The sequence below is a fragment of the Catonella morbi ATCC 51271 genome (assembly GCF_000160035.2).
GTDB classification, from domain to species: Bacteria; Bacillota; Clostridia; order Lachnospirales; family Lachnospiraceae; genus Catonella; species Catonella morbi.
In genome coordinates this window covers 282,361-303,973 of sequence record NZ_KI535368.1, presented here as the reverse complement: position 1 = coordinate 303,973, position 21,613 = coordinate 282,361, and the positions used below count along the sequence as shown (strand labels likewise).

The window sequence follows — 21,613 nt, the reverse complement described above, 5'->3', positions numbered from 1 at the left end:
TATTATTCACCCTTAAATTCTGTGAATAATTATATTCTACTTAGGGCACACCATACTTAAGAAAGTTTCGGCATCTCTGTTTCCTATAAGCTCTTCCGGAAAATCAATTTCCTCAAGCATCTTAATTGCGTTAGGATATTTGCCTATCTTAAATGAGCAGTGTGCATCACTGTTTACTGCTATCTTGGTTCCGGTCTCTGCACAGGTAACTGCAATCCTGCGGCATCTCTCCTTTATAATATCACCATGACCAAAGGAGGCTTCATTTATTTCTATCATTTTATTCATAGCCTTAGCCGCTCTTACAACTTCTTCCACATCAAACTCAAGCCCTGAACGTCCTATATGGCCTAAGATTTTCACCTTATCATGCTCAAGTGCCTTAATATAAAGTTCAGTATTTTCTACAACAGTAGAGTTAGCTGTAAACTCTTTAAAATGTACACTTGCAATAAGGTAATCTAACCTGTTTAATATGCCTTCTTCATAGGTAACCTTGTTTCCGTTCTTATATGGGAACGGGATATAAATATCATGCCCAAATAAATTTCCCTTAAGGTCTACTATATCCACTTCTGCCCCGAATAAAAGCCTTACACCATGCCAAATCTCCGGCAAATCCCCTCTATTTATAAAAAAACCATAGCAGGCAAAAGTGGTTGAAGGCACAAAAAAAGAGCTAAAGTGGTCGGTTGTTCCAACTAACTCAAGCCCTTGTTCTTTTCCTGCCCTTAAGTTCTCCTCTATCGTCGAGTAGGCGTGCCCGGATGCCAGGGTATGAGTATGGGTATCTGTTTTTATTTTAATCATAATTGTGCCTCCTTTTCTTTATCTAAAATTCTTGGTAACTATATCAGTTTAGCAGAACTGAGGTGATTTGTAAATGGAAATCTTGACTTTTAACTGCTATCCGGCCTATAATTTGTTACAAGTTCAGGCAATTTAAGAGCTTTGGCCAAACTATGACAGATTTTGAAAGGAGTTCCTATGAACCTTCTGTTTTACCGCTATGGAAGCATCTGTGAACCTGATTTTATTGAAGGTTTTAAGGAGCTAGGAAATACAGTAGATGAATTAACTTATGAAATAGAGGATAAAAATATTCCGGCTGCAAAGAGAGTGGAACTGGTCTCTGCTGCACTGAATAAAAAAAGTTATGATTTTGTATTCAGTATAAATTACTATCCCTTTCTTTCCGAAGTCTGTAATATATATAAGATAAGATATATCTGCCAGACTGTAGACAGTCCTGTTATAGAGCTTTTTTCATGCACTGTAAAAAATGAATGGAACAGAATTTTCCTTTTTGACCTGTCTCAATATAAGGAATTTCACCCTCTGAATCCCGAATGTATCTTCCATCTTCCTCTTGCCACCAATCCAAAAAGATGGGCAAGTGTTATAAACTCAGCCACTCCCCGGCAGAAACAAAGATTCACTTCGGATATTTCTTTCGTAGGCTCACTTTATACCGAGAAATGTCCTTATGACAGATTAAATCCGTCTCCTTATCTAAGCGGCTACCTTATGGGGCTAATGAAAGCCCAGCAGAAGATTTACGGCTATCATTTTATAGAAGAAGTAATTTCAGATGAGGCGATAAAAGAATTTATTAAAAATATGCCTGACTTTTATACTCCTCCCGAAAGCTACACTCTTGAGGATAAAAAGACTGTTGTCCGCCTCTATATGGACTATAAAATTACTTCAATGGAAAGAACAGACCTACTTACTGCCCTCGGAAGTAAATTTAAGGTAGATTTTTATACCGGGAGTCTGACTGATGGAATTCCGGTAAACAATAAAGGCAGGGTTAAAACTCTTACCGAAATGCCGTTAGTATTTCATAACAGTAAGATTAATCTAAACTTTACCGCCAAATCTATACGCGAAGGACTTCCGCTTAGAATCTTTGATGTGCTGGGCTGCGATGGCTTTTTAATAACTAACTATCAGACTGAACTGCCTGATATATTTAACATAGGCGAAGATTTGGAAGCTTATACAAGTGAGGAAGATTTGCTTTATAAGGCAGAATATTACCTTACGCATGAAAATGACAGACTTGAAATAGCTAATAACGGTTATAAAAAGCTTGTTAAGTATCATAATTATCCTGAAAGAATAATGCAAATGCTTGAAATGGCATTTCTCGGAAAGAAAAAAGAGGTAAACAATGACTAAAACTATCCTTTTTATAGATTCTCCTTCATTTGGTAAACTTGATATGATAGAGGCAATGAAGGAAAAAGGTTTTGAGGTAGAACTTTTTTACCATGACAATATATTTTCATATCCGAATGACCCGGACTTTGATAAGGCCTTTGATGATATGTTTGTAAAGAAGAATTATCTCTTTGTATTCTCTTTTAATTATTTTCCTTCTGTTTCAAACGGATGCAAGAGGCATAATATAAAATACCTGGCATTTGTTTATGATAACCCGCTGACTTCACTCTACTCTTATACTATTATAAGTTCTGTGAACCATGTATTTATTTTTGATAAACATTCTTACGAAGAACTTGCAAAACTCGGCATTACCACAGTTTATTATCTTCCGCTTTGTGCCAATGTAAAACGCCTTGATAAAATGGCTCTTCCCGCCGATAAAAATAAAATTCTTTCAAGTGATGTTTCATTTGTAGGCTCTCTTTATAACGAAAAGCATAATTTTCTTGACAGAATGACTGACCTTGACGACTATACCAGGGGCTATATAGATGCCATAATAGAGGCTCAGATTAAAATAAGCGGATATTTCTTTATTGAGGAACTTCTGACTAAAGATATAATTGAAGCTATGAAAAAATCGCTTGACTACAGCCCTAATAAATACGGAACTGAAACTGTAGAGTATGTATACGCCAATTATTTCATAGCCAGAAAAATAACTGCCATTGAAAGGAAGCGCTTACTTACTGCCGTTTCAAATAGATTTGAAACCAAACTCTACACTCATAATAAAACTCCCGAACTTCCAAAAATCAAAAACATGGGGGCTGTGGATTATTATGATATCATGCCTTTTGTATTTAAAAATAGCAAGATAAACCTGAACATTACTCTTCGCAGTATTCAGACCGGTATTCCTTTAAGATGCTTTGATATTTTCGGTGCGGGTGGTTTCCTCTTAACCAACTATCAGGCTGATTTATTTGATTATTTTACTCCCGGAGAGGATTTTGACTTCTATGACAGTGAGGAGAGCCTTCTTGCTAAGATTGATTATTACCTGAGCCATGATAAAGAAAGGGCTGAAATTGCAAGAAATGCTTATGAAAAGGTTAAGTCCGGACACACTTATAAGCATAGACTGGAGCTGATGATGGAAGTTGCAGAAGTCGGGTAATGCGCTTGCTTACCTGACTTCTGCAACTAAAATAATTACATTTATAAAACTGTATTGTCTCTCTTAAACAAAGAATCTATCTGAAGATTTTATTATATTTGCAGTTTCTTTAATATCTAAATTATCAGTATAAAGCAAATTATTCTTATTAATATTTTTAGATAAAAACTCATTTCTTGATTTAATTGATAAATCACCGGTTCTTTCTATCTCTTTTCTGGATAAATCTCTTTCTTTAAGAGTCTGTTCTTCTGCCAGTAAAACACAGTATTTTAATTTAATTTGCCGCTTTTGAAGAAACTCTTTAATTTTTTTGATTTGTTCTTCGAATATTACGTATTCTATTATTACTGTAATATTCCTATCAATTAAATTATTGGTAATACTGATTATATTATCCCAGAACAAATCCATATAGTAGCCGTCATCTTCCCAGGGTGCTACCAAACCGCCTTTGACCATTAAATAAATCATGTCTCCTTCTATTACGGCACTTTTATTAAAAGTATAGGCCAGCTCATTACTAACACTGCTTTTCCCAACACCCGGAGGACCGGAAATAATATAAACACAGTTTTCCATCTTAATACCTCTATAACTTCAAATTTATTAGTTATTACCCTCAATAGCCACTCTGCATTTATCTACTCCTTTGATATAGCTTTTAAGCAGGGCTTCACCCTTCCTCGCTATATCAGTAACTGAAAGTCCCTCTCCGGTATAGATATCGTCTGTAATTCCCTCTTCGCCTTCCTTATAGAAGAGCCTTGTAAAATCAAGCAGAGCTACCTCTTCATCAAGGCGGTTTATTTCACCAAGCCTGTTTATAAGCTTTCTGTATTCACTTTCATTTCCTTTACCAAGCTTTTCAAACTCAATCAGCTTCCGGTAATCTCTTATCCCTGACTTCAGTTTATTTTCAAGGGCATCCAGCTCCTCTTTCAGTCCATCAAGTCTTAGATGTATCTGCTGCTGTTTTTCTTCTGATAATATAGGTTCTACTGAAGAAATTATACTTTCAAAATCAAATTCTGTGCTGCAATTTTCTTTAATAGCTGCTTCAAGAGACATTTCACTGCTTCCCTTTATAGCTGCTCCACCTTCAGTTGCGTTTATTACCTCTATAGCACCCTCCAGTTCAAGTATTCTTTGCTCAAACCATTCTCTGTAGAAGGACATTTGGAGACTTGTTTCTACCATGCCTCCGCCTATTGCTTTTGCCATACTTGGAATTGATTTATTTCTGAGAGAAACTTCTTTATTTATAAATCCTGTAACATGGTTCTTTCCGCCTGTAAATGCCAGATCCTGACCTACAAAAATTATTTTTTTGAAGCCTAAATCCACTGCCAGCGAAAATGCATTATTGGCAACCGAGCCGCCTGTCTTGGTCTCTCCCAGTTCTACACCAGCTACAGATTTCAGCATTTCTGAATAATACTTAAATCCATAACCGTCTTCAAAAAAGATTTTATTCTTGCTCGCTTTAACAGCAAAGTTAGGAGAATTCACCTTGAATACAAAAGGCAACTCCTTAATTTTATCGTGTTCAAAAGGCTGTCTATGCTTGGCAGGATCTACACTGATTGCCAGGTCTACCTTAATTCCGTTATCAAGAAGTGAACGAAGTGCAGAATCCACACCTATTATAAAAGCCTTACCTTCCGCCTTCTTAAGTTCTTTAATATTCTTATCCAATGATGGACCTGCAGATACTATGATAGCCGGAATCTCTCCCAAGTCCTCTGATTTAAATCTCTCTATCAGTTTGTTTACAGAGCTTCCATTTAAAATATACTCAATATTGTCTAAAATATTTTTCCCGATCTCACTTGCATCTCTGATACCCGAATTTTTCGTAAAAGTTTCCAGTTTAATATAATATTTAACCCTGCTTTTAAGTTCATTAAATTTATTTTCGTATATCCTATCAAAATTAGGAAATGACACAAGCTGCACCAGTTCTCTGTTATGCACATTTATAACAGAAGATAATTTTTCCTCTACTTCCGGCTTCCCTGCCATTTCAGTTGTCACGAGATACAGAGTCTTTGTATCATCTGTCTCAAAAATATGTTTAAGCTCATCATTTGCAGTTTCATCATCTCCAAACACTACTACTGTAGAATATGGTTTTGAATTAACAAACTGTTCAGCAAAGGTTCTTCCTGCAAGCTTTCTGTCATATAAACTGTATTCTCTGTAAAAATATCCATCTCCCAGATTTACACCATTCTCAGAATCACTTTCTTTGCAAACTGTCTTTTCAAAATCAAAGAGCTCAAAAGCCAAAAGATCTGCTATTCCAAGATTATCCTTATGATTATATCTATCTATGAGAATCCTTAACTTCCCCATAAACAACTGCACAATTTCGTTTGAATATCCCTCAAAAATATTTAAAAGATTGGTTTTTGTAAAAGTGAGTATCCCATCCAATATTTTATAAGCTTCCTCACTTTTATTCTGATAAAATAATTCGGCACAGTTCCCACAAATCTTTATTAATTCTTCCAGCATATAAATCTCCTATCTTATACCCAATTTAAAAATCTCAAGAACCTCATACTCGTATTATTTTATTATAACTACATATTTTTTTAAAGTGTTTTCCAAACTTATCGCTTTATAATCTTTTTTTCAGTGTGCATCAAACCTGATAAAACTATGAGCAATATAAATACAACTAAAAAAGCCAGTTTACTGTTGCTTACATATTTTATTACTTTTCCGAAAATTAAGCTTCCAAAAACCATTTGCAGGCAATATAATTCCAGTGATATTTTGCCCAAACCTTCAAACACATATGTTTTGACTTTTCCAAAGATTACATCTGCAAGCAGGATAATTCCGATTATATTAGGAATTACAATTACATAAAATATATCACTTACAAAAAAATCCGCCTTTATCATATATCCAAATTTCCAAGTCAAAAATACTCCTACGACAACCAGAAAAACTCCCGCTGTAAGCTTATAGGTTTGTTTCCATTTCCCTTCATAAGCTGCAAGCATTGTTCCTAACAGAATTATCGGTATTCTGCATAAAAATATATTTACACTGTGATTTGTCAAGATATTTTCAAGGGCAAATACCAAGGCAGCCCAAACAATAACAGAAGCCACAAAAGTCTGAGCACTGCCCATTTTTTTTATAAGCTTTTTATAAAACGGTACAAGAAGATAAAATATCATAATTGCAGGGATGAACCATAGAAAAGATCCTCCCCCGCTTAAAAAAAGTTCAACTCCCAAAACCGTATACAACGCCTTCATTATTGACAGCTTACCCATAATAACAAACAGGATACAGGAAAAGATAAATATCGGATATATATTTAAAAATTTCCTTTTAATATACTGAAAGTAATTGTCAGTCTTTGAAAAATGAGCCATATATCCTGTCATAAAAAAGAAGATATCAACACCGATATAGCCTGTCATTACAATATATCTTACAACACTGCTTAATACATCATTACTTCTTGACGCCGGAAATAAATGAAATAAGACAATAAGAAGTGCTGCCAGTCCCATAATCGGCTGTTTAGTTTTCTTTAATTCCATTTAGTTTCCTCTCATTTACTCCAGTTTACCGGATTTTTCCATGTCAATAACCTTAACTTCATCTCCGCCCATAAGTTTTTCAAAATTTGTCTTAATTCCGTCAAAGGCTCTTTCGTATGTCATAACCATTAATACATATTTATCAGTATATAATACCTTGCCTACCTCTGCTCCGACACAAATCCACTTTCTTGGATCCGCCTTCTTAGCTATGTCCTCAGCCATAGTCTTTGCATCAGCACCATTTGCTTTTATAAGCACCAAAGAATGGGCATCTGTGGTAATCTGTCCCTCTGAGCAGGCAGCTTCAATTCCGTCAACCCATTTAATAAAGCTGTATCCTTCAAAGCTCTCCTTATTCAAGTCAAATACATCATTAGCAGGTACCTTTGTATCTTCACAAATCTTACTTAAAAGCTCGGTTACCCTCAAGCCGGAAATATCTGTTCCTGAGGTACTGCTGCTACCTTTAGAATTACCGGTGCTTGAATTATCAGTACCTGATGCTGTACTGCCATTACCTGAACTTCCTGTCCCCGATGCTGTACTTTTACTTTGGGATGTACCCGCACTTGGCACATTGGCACTGCTTTTAGAATCGTTTTTTCCTCCACAGGCAAAAAGTGTTGATGTCATAACCGCACAACACATTAAAAGAGCTATTTTTTTCTTCATAAATCCTTCTCCTTTACTATTATAATGAATATATATCATACATTTAATATTAGCATATGGTTATTTACTTTCATTTACTTTTAACTTAAATTTCTCTAAAAAGTTGTGCAAACACACACTTCGCACTCAAGCAGTACCACAATGCAAACTTCGCTACAGAAAGCTTTACATCCATCGAATAGATTTTTGTTTAATAGGAAATTTTGAAAAATTTTTTGTTAATCACAGGAAATCTTTTCTTGAAACTAAAGCTATTTGGAGACTCACCGGCATAGCCGGTGGTTTCTTTTTATTGTGATATACACAAAAAAAAGAACACCTAAGTGTCCTTTATCTCATATATCTTCAAAACTGCAACCGAATACAACATCTTTTTTCCTTTTCTTTGGTCAAGCCTTCGACCTATTAGTATCAGAAGGCACACAGATTACTCTGCTTACACCACTGACCTATCAACCTCATACTCTCTAAGGGGTCTTATTAGCCTACGCTATGGGATATCTTATCTTGGAGGGGGCTTCACGCTTAGATGCCTTCAGCGTTTATCCCTGCCAAACTTGGCTCTCCGGCCGTGCAGCTGGCACTGCAACCGGTCCACCAGCGGTTCGTCCATCCCGGTCCTCTCGTACTAAGGACGGCTCTCCTCAAATATCCTGCGCCTGCGCCAGATAGGGACCGAACTGTCTCACGACGTTCTGAACCCAGCTCGCGTACCGCTTTAATGGGCGAACAGCCCAACCCTTGGGACCTACTACAGCCCCAGGATGCGATGAGCCGACATCGAGGTGCCAAACCACTCCGTCGATGTGAACTCTTGGGAGTGATAAGCCTGTTATCCCCAGGGTAGCTTTTATCCGTTGAGCGATGGCATTCCCACTTACATACCACCGGATCACTAAGTCCTACTTTCGTACCTGCTCCACCCGTCGGTGTCGCAGTCAAGCTCCCTTCTGCCTTTACACTCTGCGAATGGTTTCCAACCATTCTGAGGGAACCTTTGAGCGCCTCCGATACACTTTCGGAGGCGACCGCCCCAGTCAAACTCCCCTCCTGGCATTGTCCCCTGCCCGGATCACGGGCAAAGGTTAGAAACCAGATACACGAAGGGTGGTATCCCAACATTGACTCCGCAGAAACTGGCGTCCCTGCTTCTCAGTCTCCCACCTATCCTGTACATCATATATCTAATCCCAGTACCAAGATGGAGTAAAGCTCCATGGGGTCTTTCCGTCTTGGCGCAGGTAACCAGCATCTTCACTGGTACTTCAATTTCACCGGGTGCATTGTTGAGACAGCGCTCAAATCATTACGCCTTTCGTGCGGGTCGGAACTTACCCGACAAGGAATTTCGCTACCTTAGGACCGTTATAGTTACGGCCGCCGTTTACTGGGGCTTAAGTTCGTACCTTCGGATTACTCCTAAGCACTCCCCGTAACCTTCCAGCACCGGGCAGGCGTCAGCCCATATACATCACCTTACGGTTTCGCATAGACCTGTGTTTTTGCTAAACAGTTGCTTGAGCCTATTCTCTGCGGCCTGTATCTCTACAGGCACCCCTTATCGCGAACTTACGGGGCCATTTTGCCGAGTTCCTTAACAATGCTTCTCCCGCCGGCCTTGGGATACTCTCCCCATCCACCTGTGTCGGTTTACGGTACGGGCTCTGACTACACAATAGCGGCTTTTCTTGACGGCTCTCCCAGAAGCTTCCCTACTTATATTTCGGTCCGCATCACACAGTTCAATTTCCCGGACGGATTTGCCTGCCCGGCATAAACCATGCTTGCACCTGAATCCTTTACAGGCACTTCCTGAATCTCCGTGTCCCCACATTTCTGATAGCCAGAGGTACTGGAATATCAACCAGTTGTCCATCGCCTACGCTTCTCAGCCTGAGCTTAGGTCCCGACTTCCCCAGGGAAGATCAGCTTTACCCTGGAAACCTTGGATATACGGCCTGAAGGATTCTCACCTTCATCTCGCTACTCATTCCGGCATTCTCTCTTGATAACTCTCCACGACTCCTTACGGTACCGCTTCTTCGTGTTATCAATGCTCCCCTACCAACATACCTTACGGTATGTTCCATTGCTTCGGTGTTATGTTTCAGCCCCGGACATTTTCGGCGCAGGACCTCTCGACTAGTGAGCTATTACGCACTCTTTGAATGAATGGCTGCTTCTGAGCCAACATCCTAGTTGTCTTCGAAACCCCACATCCTTTACCACTTAACATACACTTTGGGACCTTAGCAGATGGTCTGGGCTGTTTCCCTTTTGACTGTCCGACTTATCTCATACAGTCTGACTCCCGGTAAACATCTATATGGCATTCGGAGTTTGATACGCTTTGGTAGACTTTGACGCCCCCGCAGCGATTCAGTGCTCTACCTCCATTAGACTATACCGAGGCTAGCCCTAAAGCTATTTCGGGGAGAACCAGCTATCTCCGAGTTCGATTGGAATTTCTCCGCTACCCACAGCTCATCACCGCCTTTTTCAACAGACGTGTGTTCGGACCTCCATCCACTTTTACGCAGACTTCATCCTGGCCATGGGTAGGTCACCCGGTTTCGGGTCTGCCGTTACTGACTTATCGCCCTGTTAAGACTTGGTTTCCCTTCGGCTCCGTACCTTAAGTACTTAACCTGCCAGCAACGGCAACTCGCCGGACCGTTCTACAAAAAGTACACGGTCGCACGTTAGTCGTGCTTCCGCAGCTTGTAGACACAGGGTTTCAGGTTCTCTTTCACTCCCCTCCCGGGGTTCTTTTCACCTTTCCCTCACGGTACTATACTCTATCGGTCACCAGGTAGTATTTCGCCTTGGGGGGGTGGTCCCCCCTGCTTCCTACGGGGTTTCTCGTGTCCCGTAGTACTCCGGATACCACTGAATCACAGTCTGTTTCGTATACGAGGCTTTCACTCTCTTTGGCCGGCTTTCCCAAAACCGTTCTACTACCTACTGCTTCTTCGTCTGTGGTCCTCAACCCCAAGGATAAATCCTTGGTTTGGGCTTCGTCCCCTTTCGCTCGCCACTACTTAGGGATTCGATGTTTCTTCCTCTTCCTCCGGCTACTTAGATGTTTCAGTTCGCCGGGTTCCCTCCGTATGACTATGGATTCATCATACGGTGACAGAAGTTCTTTCTGCCGGGTTTCCCCATTCGGATACCTGCGGATCAATGGATATTTGCTCCTCACCGCAGCTTTTCGCAGCTTATCACGTCCTTCTTCGGCTCCTGGTGCCAAGGCATCCGCCCTGCGCCCTTTGTAACTTGACCTGAGTTGAGATGGGAAGGCCAGATGTCTATGGGACGTCGTTGCAAGCTTGCTTGTAAACGGCGGTCTATAGACAGATGGTGGCGTTTCTACGAAACGCCTATCACGAGCGGAAATACGAAGTATTTCTGCGAGTGACCTATCTCAACTGTATTTTAGATAACTCTTTTGGTTCTCTTTAATTTAACACTGACTAGCGTATCAGTATTAAATCTTTTTAATACATTGTTTTGTTCTTTCTTTGTTTTACAAAAAAAGAACGCTCGATGTTGTTGAAGTTCTTTCTCACTTACGTTCGAAAGAACAACTTGTTTTCTAAATTCATGCTTCGCCTACGGCTTGCATTCATATAAGAAAACAATGTTTCGGTATGCAGTTTTCAAGGTACATTTCAGGATATTATCCTGAGTGGGCTTAAATGGACTCGAACCATCGACCTCACGCTTATCAGGCGTGCGCTCTAACCAGCTGAGCTATAAGCCCATAAATCTAGCAACCACCTACTCTCCCACACCGTCTCCAGTGCAGTACCATCGGCCGCCCGGGCCTTAACCTTCGTGTTCGGGATGAGAACGGGTGTGACCCCCGGACGCATCGTCACTAGAAATACTTCGTTATCCACAACTCGCACCTTCCTCCTAGCTTGAACTCACTTCGTTCGTCCTCGCTAGAGTAAGTCGCACTGTGTCCGCTCATAAAAATTTGTCTGAAAGCAAGCTTTCACAATTTTTTCTTTCGCATCCACGTTGCTCGTTGATAACTAAACAGTAAGACAATCTCTACTTCTTCTTCCTTAGAAAGGAGGTGATCCAGCCGCACCTTCCGATACGGCTACCTTGTTACGACTTCACCCCAGTCACCAGACCTGCCTTCGGCAGCTCCTCCCTTACGGTTAGGCCACTGACTTCGGGCATTTCCGACTCCCATGGTGTGACGGGCGGTGTGTACAAGACCCGGGAACGTATTCACCGCGACATTCTGATTCGCGATTACTAGCGATTCCAGCTTCATGTAGTCGAGTTGCAGACTACAATCCGAACTGAGGCAGCCTTTCTGAGATTTGCTCCGATTCACATCTTCGCTTCCCTCTGTAACTGCCATTGTAGCACGTGTGTAGCCCCGGTCATAAGGGGCATGATGATTTGACGTCATCCCCGCCTTCCTCCGAGTTATCCTCGGCAGTCTCTTTAGAGTGCCCGGCCTAACCGCTGGCTACTAAAAATAGGGGTTGCGCTCGTTGCGGGACTTAACCCAACATCTCACGACACGAGCTGACGACAACCATGCACCACCTGTCTCTCCTGTCCCGAAGGACTACTGACATTACTCAGTATTCAGGAGGATCTCAAGACCGGGTAAGGTTCTTCGCGTTGCGTCGAATTAAACCACATGCTCCACCGCTTGTGCGGGTCCCCGTCAATTCCTTTGAGTTTCATTCTTGCGAACGTACTCCCCAGGTGGAATACTTAATGCGTTTGCGACGGCACCGAAATGCTTATGCATCCCAGCACCTAGTATTCATCGTTTACAGCGTGGACTACCAGGGTATCTAATCCTGTTTGCTACCCACGCTTTCGAGCCTCAGCGTCAGTTTTGGTCCAGCAGGCCGCCTTCGCCACCGGTGTTCTTCCTAATATCTAAGCATTTCACCGCTACACTAGGAATTCCGCCTGCCTCTCCCATACTCAAGTTTTACAGTTTTGGGAGCAGTCAGGGGGTTGAGCCCCCTGCTTCCACTCTCAACTTGCAAAACCGCCTGCGCTCCCTTTACACCCAGTAAATCCGGATAACGCTTGCCCCCTACGTATTACCGCGGCTGCTGGCACGTAGTTAGCCGGGGCTTCTTAGTCAGGTACCGTCATCATCTTCCCTGCTGATAGAGCTTTACATACCGAAATACTTCTTCACTCACGCGGCGTCGCTGCATCAGAGTTTCCTCCATTGTGCAATATCCCCCACTGCTGCCTCCCGTAGGAGTTTGGGCCGTGTCTCAGTCCCAATGTGGCCGTCCGACCTCTCAGTCCGGCTACCGATCGTCGCTTTGGTAGGCTTTTACCCTGCCAACTGGCTAATCGGACGCGGGCCCATCCTATACCTGATTGCTCATTTCCCGATCAAATCATGCGATTTAACCGACTTATGCGGTCTTACCAGCCGTTTCCAGCTGCTATCCCCCTGTATAGGGCAGGTTGCCCACGCGTTACTCACCCGTCCGCCACTAAGAATTACAGTCTTCCATCCGAAAACTTCCGTCCGTAATCTCCGTTCGACTTGCATGTGTTAGGCACGCCGCCAGCGTTCATCCTGAGCCAGGATCAAACTCTCATAAAAAGTGTTTGCCTTTGTCAGAACAAGCTGACATTTATCATCTCTTGCTTATTCCGTTATCAACCGGCTAAAGTTGATAATTTTTACTGTTTTTAAGGGTGTTCTTTCTCGCTAAGCTTCGAAAGAACGACTTAAATTCTAAATTCATACTTCGTCTTCGACTTGTATTCATTAAGAATTTAATGTCTAGGTTATACAGATATTACTATCTGTATGCGTTCGTTTGAATTTTCAAGATTGTCTCACTATTTAATTATCAAGGTTCTCTGCCTTAAGAGCCGCTTATTTACTACATTTTTGAAGCTTTTTATTAAGTAGCTCTTGTGGGGCAACGGATAGTATTCTAACACAGATCTGACATATTTGTCAACAACTATTTTAAAGTTTTTTGAAATAAGTTTGATATGTTTTTAACAATTCTCTCAGCATGCTGTTTTTATACTATTCTTCATGTATTTTATGTAAAATTAATCACACCATAAATTACAGTTTTCACAATCCACGTAATATAATCACAAGATATATTTTTAATCTGTAGATAAGGAATTTTATTGATAGGTAATATTTTCAAGTAATTTATTTATTATCGGTCACATCACTATATTCAGTATCCATAACAGCTTCTACCTTATACTCCGGATAGTGTTTCTGAATCTTACCTACAACATACTCATATACTTGCCTTCTATCCTTTGCTTCAAAGCTGACAACCAAATCAAAGCGTATAGAGGCTTCTTCCTTATTAAAGTAAAAGCCATGCATTTGCAGAATATATGGATTCATCATTACAAGCTCTTCAATAGTATCTTTAATTTGAACAGCAAGTTTATCAGTGGAGTTTAATGAGTATATGCCTATTGCAGTAAGAACAACATTATGTTTTTCATACACAGCCACTGCTATCTTCCTTGTTAACATATCAATTTTATCTGCTGTATATATGTCAGGAATTTCTATATGGAGTGAGCCTTGATAAACATCCGGTCCGTAGTCATGTAAGACCAGATCATAAGCTCCTGTCACTTCCGGAAATTCCATCACTGTTTCCGTTATTTTCTGTGCCAACGTAGAATCCGCGGCTTCTCCCAATATGTGCGAAAGTGTTTCTCTCAGCATATCGATTCCCGCTTTTATGATAAAAATTGATATTATCACTCCAAGATAAGCTTCAACTGAAATATTAAAATTCAAATATATAACTGCCGCGACAAGAGTTGCTGCAGAAATCACTGCATCCATACTCGCATCTATACCTGAATTAATAAGTGAGTCTGACTTCACCATAACTCCTACTGTTTTCACATAACGCCCTAAAACTATTTTTACAACAACCGCAACTGCAACAATTATAAGCGGAACTGTTGAATACGAAGGAATGTCCGGAGTAATTATTTTCTTTACCGCCTCAACGGCAGAGGTAATACCTGCATAAAGTATAATAACAGCTATTATCATCGCACTCAGATATTCTATTCGTCCATGTCCGAACGGATGCGCCTTGTCAGGCTCTTTTTTAGAAAGCTTCGTTCCGGCTATCGTTACCACAGAACTTGCTACATCTGAAGCATTGTTTACAGCATCCAGTACTATAGCTATTGAATTGGTCATAATACCAATAACTGCCTTAAATACAGCAAGCAATATATTGGTTACAATCCCTGCTATGCTTGTTTGAATTATCTTTTTGGTTCTAAAATCTGAGTTACTTTTTACACTGTCAATCCCCTGTTTTGACATTTTATTCTCAGCATTTTGCTTTTCTTCCACTTTTCTTCCCTCCTCTTGTATGAAATTATATAACTATTTTTTAATATGCTATTTCTATTACCCTACACTTAAATTTCAACATTTGCAAGTCAATTTCCGGTCTACTGCCAAATAATTGTCAAATAATTAATACTTTAGCTATATATTAGTAAAGACATTTTAATCCGGATATGATATACTACTTAAATCCAAGCCATATAAATCATAATATGGTTTAGATAAGTTGCTTGGATTAAAATAAAATCACCGTGAGGAGGTTGATATTATGATTTGGGCATTATTAGTGGGTGCATTTATAGGTTGGTTAGGAAGTCTTGTGACTAAAAAGAATAAGTCTATGGGTTGGATTGCAAATATTTTAGCCGGACTCATAGGCTCTGCTGTCGGACAAAGTCTCTTTGGACACTGGGGACCTCGCCTTGCAGGAATGGCTATTATACCATCTGTACTTGGCTCAGTTATAGTAATCGCTGTTGTATCATATTTCTTTGGAAAAAAAGAGTAAGACTGTTTCCGGAAATTCTGTAAATTTTCATAAAAACTCCCTGATCTTACCTGGGTAAAATCAGGGAATAATTTGATTTAATATTTTTTTACTTTATTGAGGCACTTCCTGCTGCTATATTAGCTTCAAGTATGTATTTTTGTCCAAAGAAATATGTAATAAGCGGTGGAATGGTTAAAAACATAGCACCCACCATTACCAAATGCCAATTGGGAACTGCATTTCCGGATGATGCCTGCATATATTTTAAGGCTACTGCAAGCGGGTATTTCTCTCTGCTCTGTATAAAAACCAAAGGTCCATAGAACCAACCCCAGTTAAACTGGAAAGTAAATAAAGCAACTGCTATAAGTATAGGTTTCATCAGAGGAAGGACTATTCTTCTATAAATTCCAAAATATCCCAGTCCATCTATTTTAGCCGCATCATCTAGGGTTGTAGGAATTGTCATAAAAAACTGTCGCATCAAGAAGATGTTAAATGCTCCTCCACAGAAATTAGGTATTATTATAGGAAGATATGTATCAAGCCAGTTTAATTTTTTAAAAAGCATAAACTGCGGTATGATATAAACATCTTGTGGTATCATCAATGTAGCTAAAAGCATTAAAAATAATATATTCTTCCCCTTCGCTCTAAGCCTTGCAAAGCCAAATGCTACAAACGAACTTGAAAATACCTGTCCAACCATACAAAAAAACACAAAAACTATACTGTTTATCAAATGTTTTCCCATAGTTGAATTTTTTTCAAATATTTTTAAATAATTTTCAAAATGAAATTCCTTAGGAATTAAAGTAAATGCTCCCTTTACATTAGTTGCATCTGAAGCCAGCGAAATTGAAATCATAAAAATAAAAGGTGAAATAAACATTATCCCAATAAGAATAAGTAAAATGTATACTACCGCTTTTTCAATCGGCTTTCTATCGTTTCCCATTCTTTTTCACCTCTCCTTCATAAAATACAAACATAGCAGACGAACGGAACACTATGGCACTAAGAATTATAATTATAACAAAAATTACCCAACCAAGTGCACAGGCATATCCCATCTCCAAATCCGAAAATCCTTTCAAATATAAATAGTTGCTTATCATCATAGCTGCATTGTTTGGCTTATAATATCCGTCCGTAAGTACATAAGATTGAGTAAATACCTGTAAAGAACCTATAAGCCCGGTAATAAGATTGAAAAATAATACCGGTGAAATAAGAGGTACCGTAATTTTCCAAAACTGTTTCCAAATACCTGCTCCGTCAAGGCTTGCTGATTCATACAAGGCCTTAGGTACACCATTTATAGCTGCAAGTACCAGCACAAGACTTCCACCGCCCTGCCATAATCCCATAAAAACAATTACATATTTTATGAGATTTTCATCATAAAGCCAGGAAAGCGGTTTTATGCCAAACAAACCTAAAAACTGATTTACTAAACCTATCTGTGTATTAAATATCCAAAAGAATACAAAAGCTACTGCTGTAAGCGGAACCAGAACAGGTAGATAATATATAGTCCTGAAAATCTTCATTCCACGAATCTTATAACTTAATAAAAATGCAAGCAATAAAGAAATTATAAGAGAAAGCGGAACCGTTAAGCCTGCATAAAAAAATGTATTCAACAAACTTTTATAAAAATTTTTATCTGCTGTAAAAATCTTGATATAATTTTTAAATCCCACAAAATTAGCTTCCCCAAACATATTCCAGTCTGTTAAACTGTAAAATAAAGAGGCTATCATAGGACCAAGAGAAAAAAATAAAAATCCTAAAACCCAGGGAGAAACAAAAATATAAAACCAAATTGCCTCTCTCTGTGCTGCTTTCATTTTGGAGCCCATAGTCTCCCTCCTTCTATTCAAGCAAGGGCTGCCAAGACGGATCTTATCCGTCACGACAGCCCCCGTTCTTAAACACATAGTTTATTATTTTATTACATCATTCAACTCTTTTTCTATCTTTTTAAGTGTTTCTGCACAATCTCCTCCTTCTGCAAACAACACGCTGAAGTTCTCGTCAAATACACGCTGTATCTCATTCCACTTAGGATGAAGAGGAGGAGAAACTATTATGTCGGCTGAATCTGCAAAAGCATTAAAATTCATATTTCTTCCCTCTGCCCAAGCAGGTTTTAAGAAAAGATCACTTTGAAGAAGCTCCACATTTGCAGGTGCATCCTGTTTATTTTCTACTATAGGTTTCTGTCCGTCAAGGCTTGTAAGAAATTCAATGGCACGAAAAGCTGCATCTACATTCTTGCCTCCCTTAGGTATGGCAAGACCGCTACCGAATGAAAAGGTCGCTCCCACCTTATTCTTCCACATAGGTGCCATATCCCAGTTAAGCCCTTCTACACTTTCAAGAGAACCTACATTCCAGAAGCCTGTTATATTTATAGCACAATGTCCCTGTGCAAATAAAGGATCAGGTTGCCCGTCTTTAAGTCCAAAACGGCTGTAATCATCTGCGGAAGGAGCTACTTTGTACTTATGTACAAGATCATTATAGAAGTTTATTGCCTCTATATTCTCAGGTGAATTAACTGTCACATTCTCAAGATTACTATCTAGAATACTTCCACCATTCTGATACATAAAGCTCATCCACCAAGGCCACCATCCACCTGCTGCGAATCCATATTGCTCTACAACACCATCCTTTGTTATTGTAAGCTTCTTGGCAGCTTCAAGTAAATCTTTCCAGGTCCAGTCTTTTGTAGGATAAGATACTCCTGCGGCATCAAACATATCCTTATTATAGTACACTATCATGGCTCCACCTCTATCTGGCATAGCATACAAGGTATTCTGCCATGTATAAGTAGATGTTGCTGTTCCAAACCTCTTTGCAAGGTTGAGTCCAGCCGTTTCAGATAACTTAGATAAGTCCTCTAAAACTCCTTTAGAAGCATAAGAGTTACTCGCCTCTCCTACCTGTATAATATCCGGTGCATCCCCTGAGGCTATCATAGTCTGTATCTTAGTATCATAACCATCATTAGGAATTGCCATAACCTCTAATGTTATCTCCGGATATTTTTCATGTACCATAGCTGCTCTGGCTTCATATGTCTTAATATCATTCTCGCTTCCCCAGCAAGCCATTTTAAGGTTGACAGCTTCTTTAGGCATTTCGCTCTCTTTATCATTTTTTGAAACAGAACTCGTCTTCACATTCCCTTTTGAAGCCATATCATCCTTTTTAGAAGAATTGCTACCGGAAGCTGCCCCACATCCAGATAAAAACAATCCTGCCACCAAAGTAGCTGCTAAAACACGCAAATTTAATTTTTTCATATACTACCTCCTCTTTCTCACTTACTGCTATATAAGCAATAGTTTTTGTAAACATCCCTTAGTTATAAATTTATGAAACCCATTTCATACTTTGATTATAGTAAGTTTATAGCATTATGTCAATACTTTTTTGCACTTTTTTGAAATGGGTTTCAAGCTTATTTATATAAAATCATGTTTAATTTTAATTATAAAGGACTACTGCAAGAGTCCTTTATTAATACCATTGTATCTACAGTATATTTTCTTTTTACCTTCTCTCCAAGTGTAAGCTTATCTATAATTTCTATAGCCTTTGCACCAAGCTCCATGTAATTTTGCGAGACAGTTGTTATTCTGGGGCGAACCGCTTCTGTCATATATATCCCGTCAAATCCTGTAACGGATATATCTTCCGGAACTCTGAGTCCTCTATCTTTAGCTGCATTTATAGCACCTATAGCAGTAAAATCATTCACCGCCATAACCGCAGTAGGCAATTCTTTACAGTCAAGTAATTTTTTCATACTTTCATAACCGTCTTCTACTGAAAAATTACTTGTTATCAGCCATTCTTCTTTACTTTGAAATATTCCCTGTTTCACAGCTTCCAAAAATGCTGTATGTTTTATGTCTGTCGAAGTAATCCCCTTTCTTCCTCCTATAAAGCCTACCCTTTTATGCCCAAGAGCTGCCAGATACTTGATAAGTTCTTGCATTCCACTCTGTTCATCAGCAGCCACATGATAGCTTTTTACCCCTGACATAGCTCCATTTATGAAAACAACCGGAATTTTCTGCGTTATTGCTTTAAGTTCTTCTGCCTGCCCTCTGCCTGATTTCTTCTCATTCGCTCTGCCCCCCATAATAACTATACCGTCTACCTGCTTTTCGCGTAACATGTCCAGATACAGGGATTCAACTCCTGTACGATTCATCTTATTGTCATTCATAGAATTGCATAAAATCATTGTATATCCGAGACTTAACGCTTTTTTTTCAGCCTCTAGGAATACACCTGAAAAAAACGGATTTGTGATATCCGGCACTATAAAGCCTATTGTTTTTGTGGCTTTATTTATAAGACTTCTTGCAAGAGCATTAGGCTTAAAATCATTTTCTTTTATTATATTTAAAATCTTTTCTTTCTTATCTTCCTTTACCCTTGCATTCCCTGTCAAAACCCTTGATACGGTAGCCGGAGATACCCCTGCCTCTTTTGCTATATCATAAATCGTCATTGATTTTTCCTGCATATTCTTCCTACTTTCTTTGTTTAATCCCAAATTATTCACGAAACATCTTGCGAAATATCGTAATCAAGCCGTAGGCCACCAATTACGATATTTTGCATATGTTTGGTAATATCCCCATAGCCACAGACCGAAAATTGTTTATCCTACTATACTATGCAAAATAAGATGTTTGTGATCTATGGCGTAAATAATTTGTGTTAACCTATCTTTTCAAACAACAAGGTTGTAACAGAATATGGCTTAAGCTCATATTCGCCATCAACAGTCTCATTTATACTCTCTAAACTCTCTGTTTCAGAAGTTTTGTATATAGCACAGTTTTTCCACTTTTTAATACTGTCAGAAGGAAATTCTAAGGTTTTAGACAACTCACTGTCATTCAAAGCCACAATTACAAGTTTTCCTTTTTCTTCATCTTCCGCTATAACCAAATCTGAATTTTCACTATCTAATATATTCATTCCGGGTCTTATAAATTTAGCATAATTTCCCAAAACATAATATTGTTTTGTTAAGAAAAATTCTTCCTTGCCTTCAAAATTGGCATGCATAAGACCATGGTTATGCTTCATCAGTTCATTTTCTACTGCCTGCCAATAAATCCAGGAAGTTGCTTTCATTTCATTTAAATGTACTCCTATATTTTTTGCAAGCTCTATTCCTCCACTAATATCACTGTGGTTATGTGAAGCATTTCCTCCACAGCTTATTTCAGACATACAAAGCGGTTTTCCTAAGCGTTTTGCTATTTCATACAATTCTTTCCTGCTCTGCTCATTGCTAAAATATGAATGAGTATTTATCTGTTTCACCTGACTTAATGCTTTTTTTGAATAATGATTAATACAATATATACTCTCAAAAGTGCTCCAGCACTCCGGGGCACTTATTCCTGTATTTTTAAGCCCTGTTCTTTCTATGGCATCTGCCAAAGCTTCAATGAGCTTACTCTGCTCTTCTACATCAAAATGACAGCCTTCCTGATCATTTTCACTCTTCCACCAAAAAGAAACAGGCTCATTAAATGGTGCTATAGTCGATACATTTATATCAAGTTCTTTTTCAATAGCCAGTGCACAATCAGCTAAATACCCTGCTAAAGCTTCTGTCATCTCTTCTTTAAGATTGCAAAGACCGTCATCAGCTCCCGCAGTAGATGGATATTTAAGCATACTTAACGGGGGACTGTTTAAAAAAATCTCAAGAGTATCAAGCCCATATTTCACAGCCTGCTTTAAGATACTTAACTGTGCTTTATCTGCCTCTAAATCTAAACTGCCATCTTCTGTTAAAATGCATGGCATATCCGCTCCAACCCTAAAATTTTTCTTATTTGGAGGATTTGCTCCACCTCCTAAATTATAACGCAGGATATTCAGTCCCAATCCATTCATCTTATCAAAAAGCAGACTGCATATTTTTTCTACATTCTCTTTATTTTCCCATCTCCCTATCACATTTCCCCACCAGCAAAGAGAAGTGCCCCAGCCTTCAAATTTTCTGCTTTCTCTTTGCAAAGAAATATCAACTGATATTTTTTTATTGCCTGACATAATCTCCTCCGTATTTTTATATTTGAAATGGGTTAATTAAATTATAT

14 protein-coding genes, 1 tRNA gene and 3 rRNA genes are annotated in these 21,613 nt (G+C 39.1%); 3 read left to right on the top strand and 15 right to left on the bottom strand.

Features of this window, described 5'->3' with window-relative positions:
* Nucleotides 1-36 precede the first annotated feature (36 nt).
* Nucleotides 37-810 carry a phosphatase gene (locus tag GCWU000282_RS08450; RefSeq protein WP_023354658.1) on the bottom strand — a complete coding sequence of 258 codons (774 nt, stop codon included), beginning with the start codon at nucleotides 808-810 and terminating at the stop codon, nucleotides 37-39.
* 177 nt (nucleotides 811-987) lie between these two features.
* Between GCWU000282_RS08450 and GCWU000282_RS08445 the strand changes: the two genes are divergently transcribed.
* Complete coding sequence (locus GCWU000282_RS08445; RefSeq protein ID WP_023354657.1) at nucleotides 988-2,184, top strand: glycosyltransferase family protein; 1,197 nt, start codon at nucleotides 988-990, stop codon at nucleotides 2,182-2,184.
* Nucleotides 2,177-3,352, top strand: a complete 1,176-nt coding sequence (locus GCWU000282_RS08440) for a CgeB family protein (RefSeq protein WP_023354656.1) — start codon at nucleotides 2,177-2,179, stop codon at nucleotides 3,350-3,352. Before GCWU000282_RS08445 ends, GCWU000282_RS08440 begins: the two co-directional genes overlap by 8 nt.
* Nucleotides 3,353-3,415: 63 nt before the next feature.
* On the opposite strand, the gene GCWU000282_RS08435 is transcribed toward GCWU000282_RS08440, so the two are convergent.
* The 9 genes from GCWU000282_RS08435 to GCWU000282_RS08395 form a co-directional block, all read right to left on the bottom strand.
* Nucleotides 3,416-3,934 (bottom strand): ATP-binding protein, encoded by a 519-nt coding sequence (locus tag GCWU000282_RS08435; protein WP_023354655.1) that lies wholly within the window; start codon nucleotides 3,932-3,934, stop codon nucleotides 3,416-3,418.
* A 27-nt stretch (nucleotides 3,935-3,961) separates the two neighbouring features.
* Entirely contained in the window at nucleotides 3,962-5,872 is a 1,911-nt protein-coding gene (locus tag GCWU000282_RS08430) for a motility associated factor glycosyltransferase family protein (RefSeq protein ID WP_023354654.1), read from the bottom strand.
* A 98-nt stretch (nucleotides 5,873-5,970) separates the two neighbouring features.
* Nucleotides 5,971-6,921, bottom strand: coding sequence for an acyltransferase family protein (locus GCWU000282_RS08425; RefSeq protein ID WP_023354653.1), 951 nt, complete (start codon nucleotides 6,919-6,921; stop codon nucleotides 5,971-5,973).
* A gap of 15 nt (nucleotides 6,922-6,936) precedes the next feature.
* Nucleotides 6,937-7,596 (bottom strand): hypothetical protein, encoded by a 660-nt coding sequence (locus tag GCWU000282_RS08420; RefSeq protein WP_035040090.1) that lies wholly within the window; start codon nucleotides 7,594-7,596, stop codon nucleotides 6,937-6,939.
* 385 nt (nucleotides 7,597-7,981) lie between these two features.
* A 23S ribosomal RNA gene (locus GCWU000282_RS08415) occupies nucleotides 7,982-10,878 on the bottom strand.
* Nucleotides 10,879-11,285: 407 nt separating this feature from the next.
* A tRNA-Ile gene (locus tag GCWU000282_RS08410) sits at nucleotides 11,286-11,359 on the bottom strand.
* 4 nt (nucleotides 11,360-11,363) lie between these two features.
* Nucleotides 11,364-11,481 (bottom strand): 5S ribosomal RNA (gene rrf, locus GCWU000282_RS08405).
* A 192-nt stretch (nucleotides 11,482-11,673) separates the two neighbouring features.
* Nucleotides 11,674-13,207 (bottom strand): 16S ribosomal RNA (locus GCWU000282_RS08400).
* Together the 16S, 23S and 5S rRNA genes with 1 tRNA gene alongside form the textbook arrangement of a ribosomal RNA operon.
* A gap of 573 nt (nucleotides 13,208-13,780) precedes the next feature.
* Complete coding sequence (locus GCWU000282_RS08395) at nucleotides 13,781-14,971, bottom strand: cation diffusion facilitator family transporter (RefSeq protein ID WP_023354651.1); 1,191 nt, start codon at nucleotides 14,969-14,971, stop codon at nucleotides 13,781-13,783.
* A 265-nt stretch (nucleotides 14,972-15,236) separates the two neighbouring features.
* On the opposite strand from GCWU000282_RS08395, the gene GCWU000282_RS08390 reads away from it, so the two are divergent.
* Nucleotides 15,237-15,476, top strand: a complete 240-nt coding sequence (locus GCWU000282_RS08390) for a GlsB/YeaQ/YmgE family stress response membrane protein (protein WP_023354650.1) — start codon at nucleotides 15,237-15,239, stop codon at nucleotides 15,474-15,476.
* An 88-nt stretch (nucleotides 15,477-15,564) separates the two neighbouring features.
* Here GCWU000282_RS08390 and GCWU000282_RS08385 read toward each other — a convergent pair whose 3' ends face one another.
* From GCWU000282_RS08385 to GCWU000282_RS08365, 5 genes are all read right to left on the bottom strand, one after another.
* A complete protein-coding gene (locus tag GCWU000282_RS08385) occupies nucleotides 15,565-16,416 on the bottom strand; it encodes a carbohydrate ABC transporter permease (RefSeq protein ID WP_023354649.1) in 852 nt (283 codons plus the stop codon).
* Nucleotides 16,403-17,323 (bottom strand): carbohydrate ABC transporter permease, encoded by a 921-nt coding sequence (locus GCWU000282_RS08380; RefSeq protein ID WP_023354648.1) that lies wholly within the window; start codon nucleotides 17,321-17,323, stop codon nucleotides 16,403-16,405. Before GCWU000282_RS08380 ends, GCWU000282_RS08385 begins: the two co-directional genes overlap by 14 nt.
* An 84-nt stretch (nucleotides 17,324-17,407) precedes the next feature.
* Nucleotides 17,408-18,778 (bottom strand): ABC transporter substrate-binding protein, encoded by a 1,371-nt coding sequence (locus tag GCWU000282_RS08375; protein WP_023354647.1) that lies wholly within the window; start codon nucleotides 18,776-18,778, stop codon nucleotides 17,408-17,410.
* 188 nt (nucleotides 18,779-18,966) lie between these two features.
* Nucleotides 18,967-20,013 (bottom strand): LacI family DNA-binding transcriptional regulator, encoded by a 1,047-nt coding sequence (locus tag GCWU000282_RS08370; RefSeq protein ID WP_035040086.1) that lies wholly within the window; start codon nucleotides 20,011-20,013, stop codon nucleotides 18,967-18,969.
* Nucleotides 20,014-20,210: 197 nt separating this feature from the next.
* A complete protein-coding gene (locus tag GCWU000282_RS08365; RefSeq protein WP_023354645.1) occupies nucleotides 20,211-21,566 on the bottom strand; it encodes a glycoside hydrolase in 1,356 nt (451 codons plus the stop codon).
* Nucleotides 21,567-21,613: the final 47 nt, after the last annotated feature.

Bases quoted from the DNA above. Each gene is read 5' to 3' on its own strand.
- GCWU000282_RS08390 (WP_023354650.1), top strand. From the start codon at position 15,237: ATGATTTGGGCATTATTAGTGGGTGCATTTATAGGTTGGTTAGGAAGT.
- GCWU000282_RS08450 (WP_023354658.1), bottom strand. From the start codon at position 810: ATGATTAAAATAAAAACAGATACCCATACTCATACCCTGGCATCCGGG.
- GCWU000282_RS08365 (WP_023354645.1), bottom strand. From the start codon at position 21,566: ATGTCAGGCAATAAAAAAATATCAGTTGATATTTCTTTGCAAAGAGAA.
- GCWU000282_RS08380 (WP_023354648.1), bottom strand. From the start codon at position 17,323: ATGGGCTCCAAAATGAAAGCAGCACAGAGAGAGGCAATTTGGTTTTAT.
- GCWU000282_RS08445 (WP_023354657.1), top strand. From the start codon at position 988: ATGAACCTTCTGTTTTACCGCTATGGAAGCATCTGTGAACCTGATTTT.
- GCWU000282_RS08440 (WP_023354656.1), top strand. From the start codon at position 2,177: ATGACTAAAACTATCCTTTTTATAGATTCTCCTTCATTTGGTAAACTT.
- GCWU000282_RS08435 (WP_023354655.1), bottom strand. From the start codon at position 3,934: ATGGAAAACTGTGTTTATATTATTTCCGGTCCTCCGGGTGTTGGGAAA.
- GCWU000282_RS08370 (WP_035040086.1), bottom strand. From the start codon at position 20,013: ATGCAGGAAAAATCAATGACGATTTATGATATAGCAAAAGAGGCAGGG.
- GCWU000282_RS08375 (WP_023354647.1), bottom strand. From the start codon at position 18,778: ATGAAAAAATTAAATTTGCGTGTTTTAGCAGCTACTTTGGTGGCAGGA.
- GCWU000282_RS08420 (WP_035040090.1), bottom strand. From the start codon at position 7,596: ATGAAGAAAAAAATAGCTCTTTTAATGTGTTGTGCGGTTATGACATCA.
- GCWU000282_RS08430 (WP_023354654.1), bottom strand. From the start codon at position 5,872: ATGCTGGAAGAATTAATAAAGATTTGTGGGAACTGTGCCGAATTATTT.
- GCWU000282_RS08425 (WP_023354653.1), bottom strand. From the start codon at position 6,921: ATGGAATTAAAGAAAACTAAACAGCCGATTATGGGACTGGCAGCACTT.
- GCWU000282_RS08385 (WP_023354649.1), bottom strand. From the start codon at position 16,416: ATGGGAAACGATAGAAAGCCGATTGAAAAAGCGGTAGTATACATTTTA.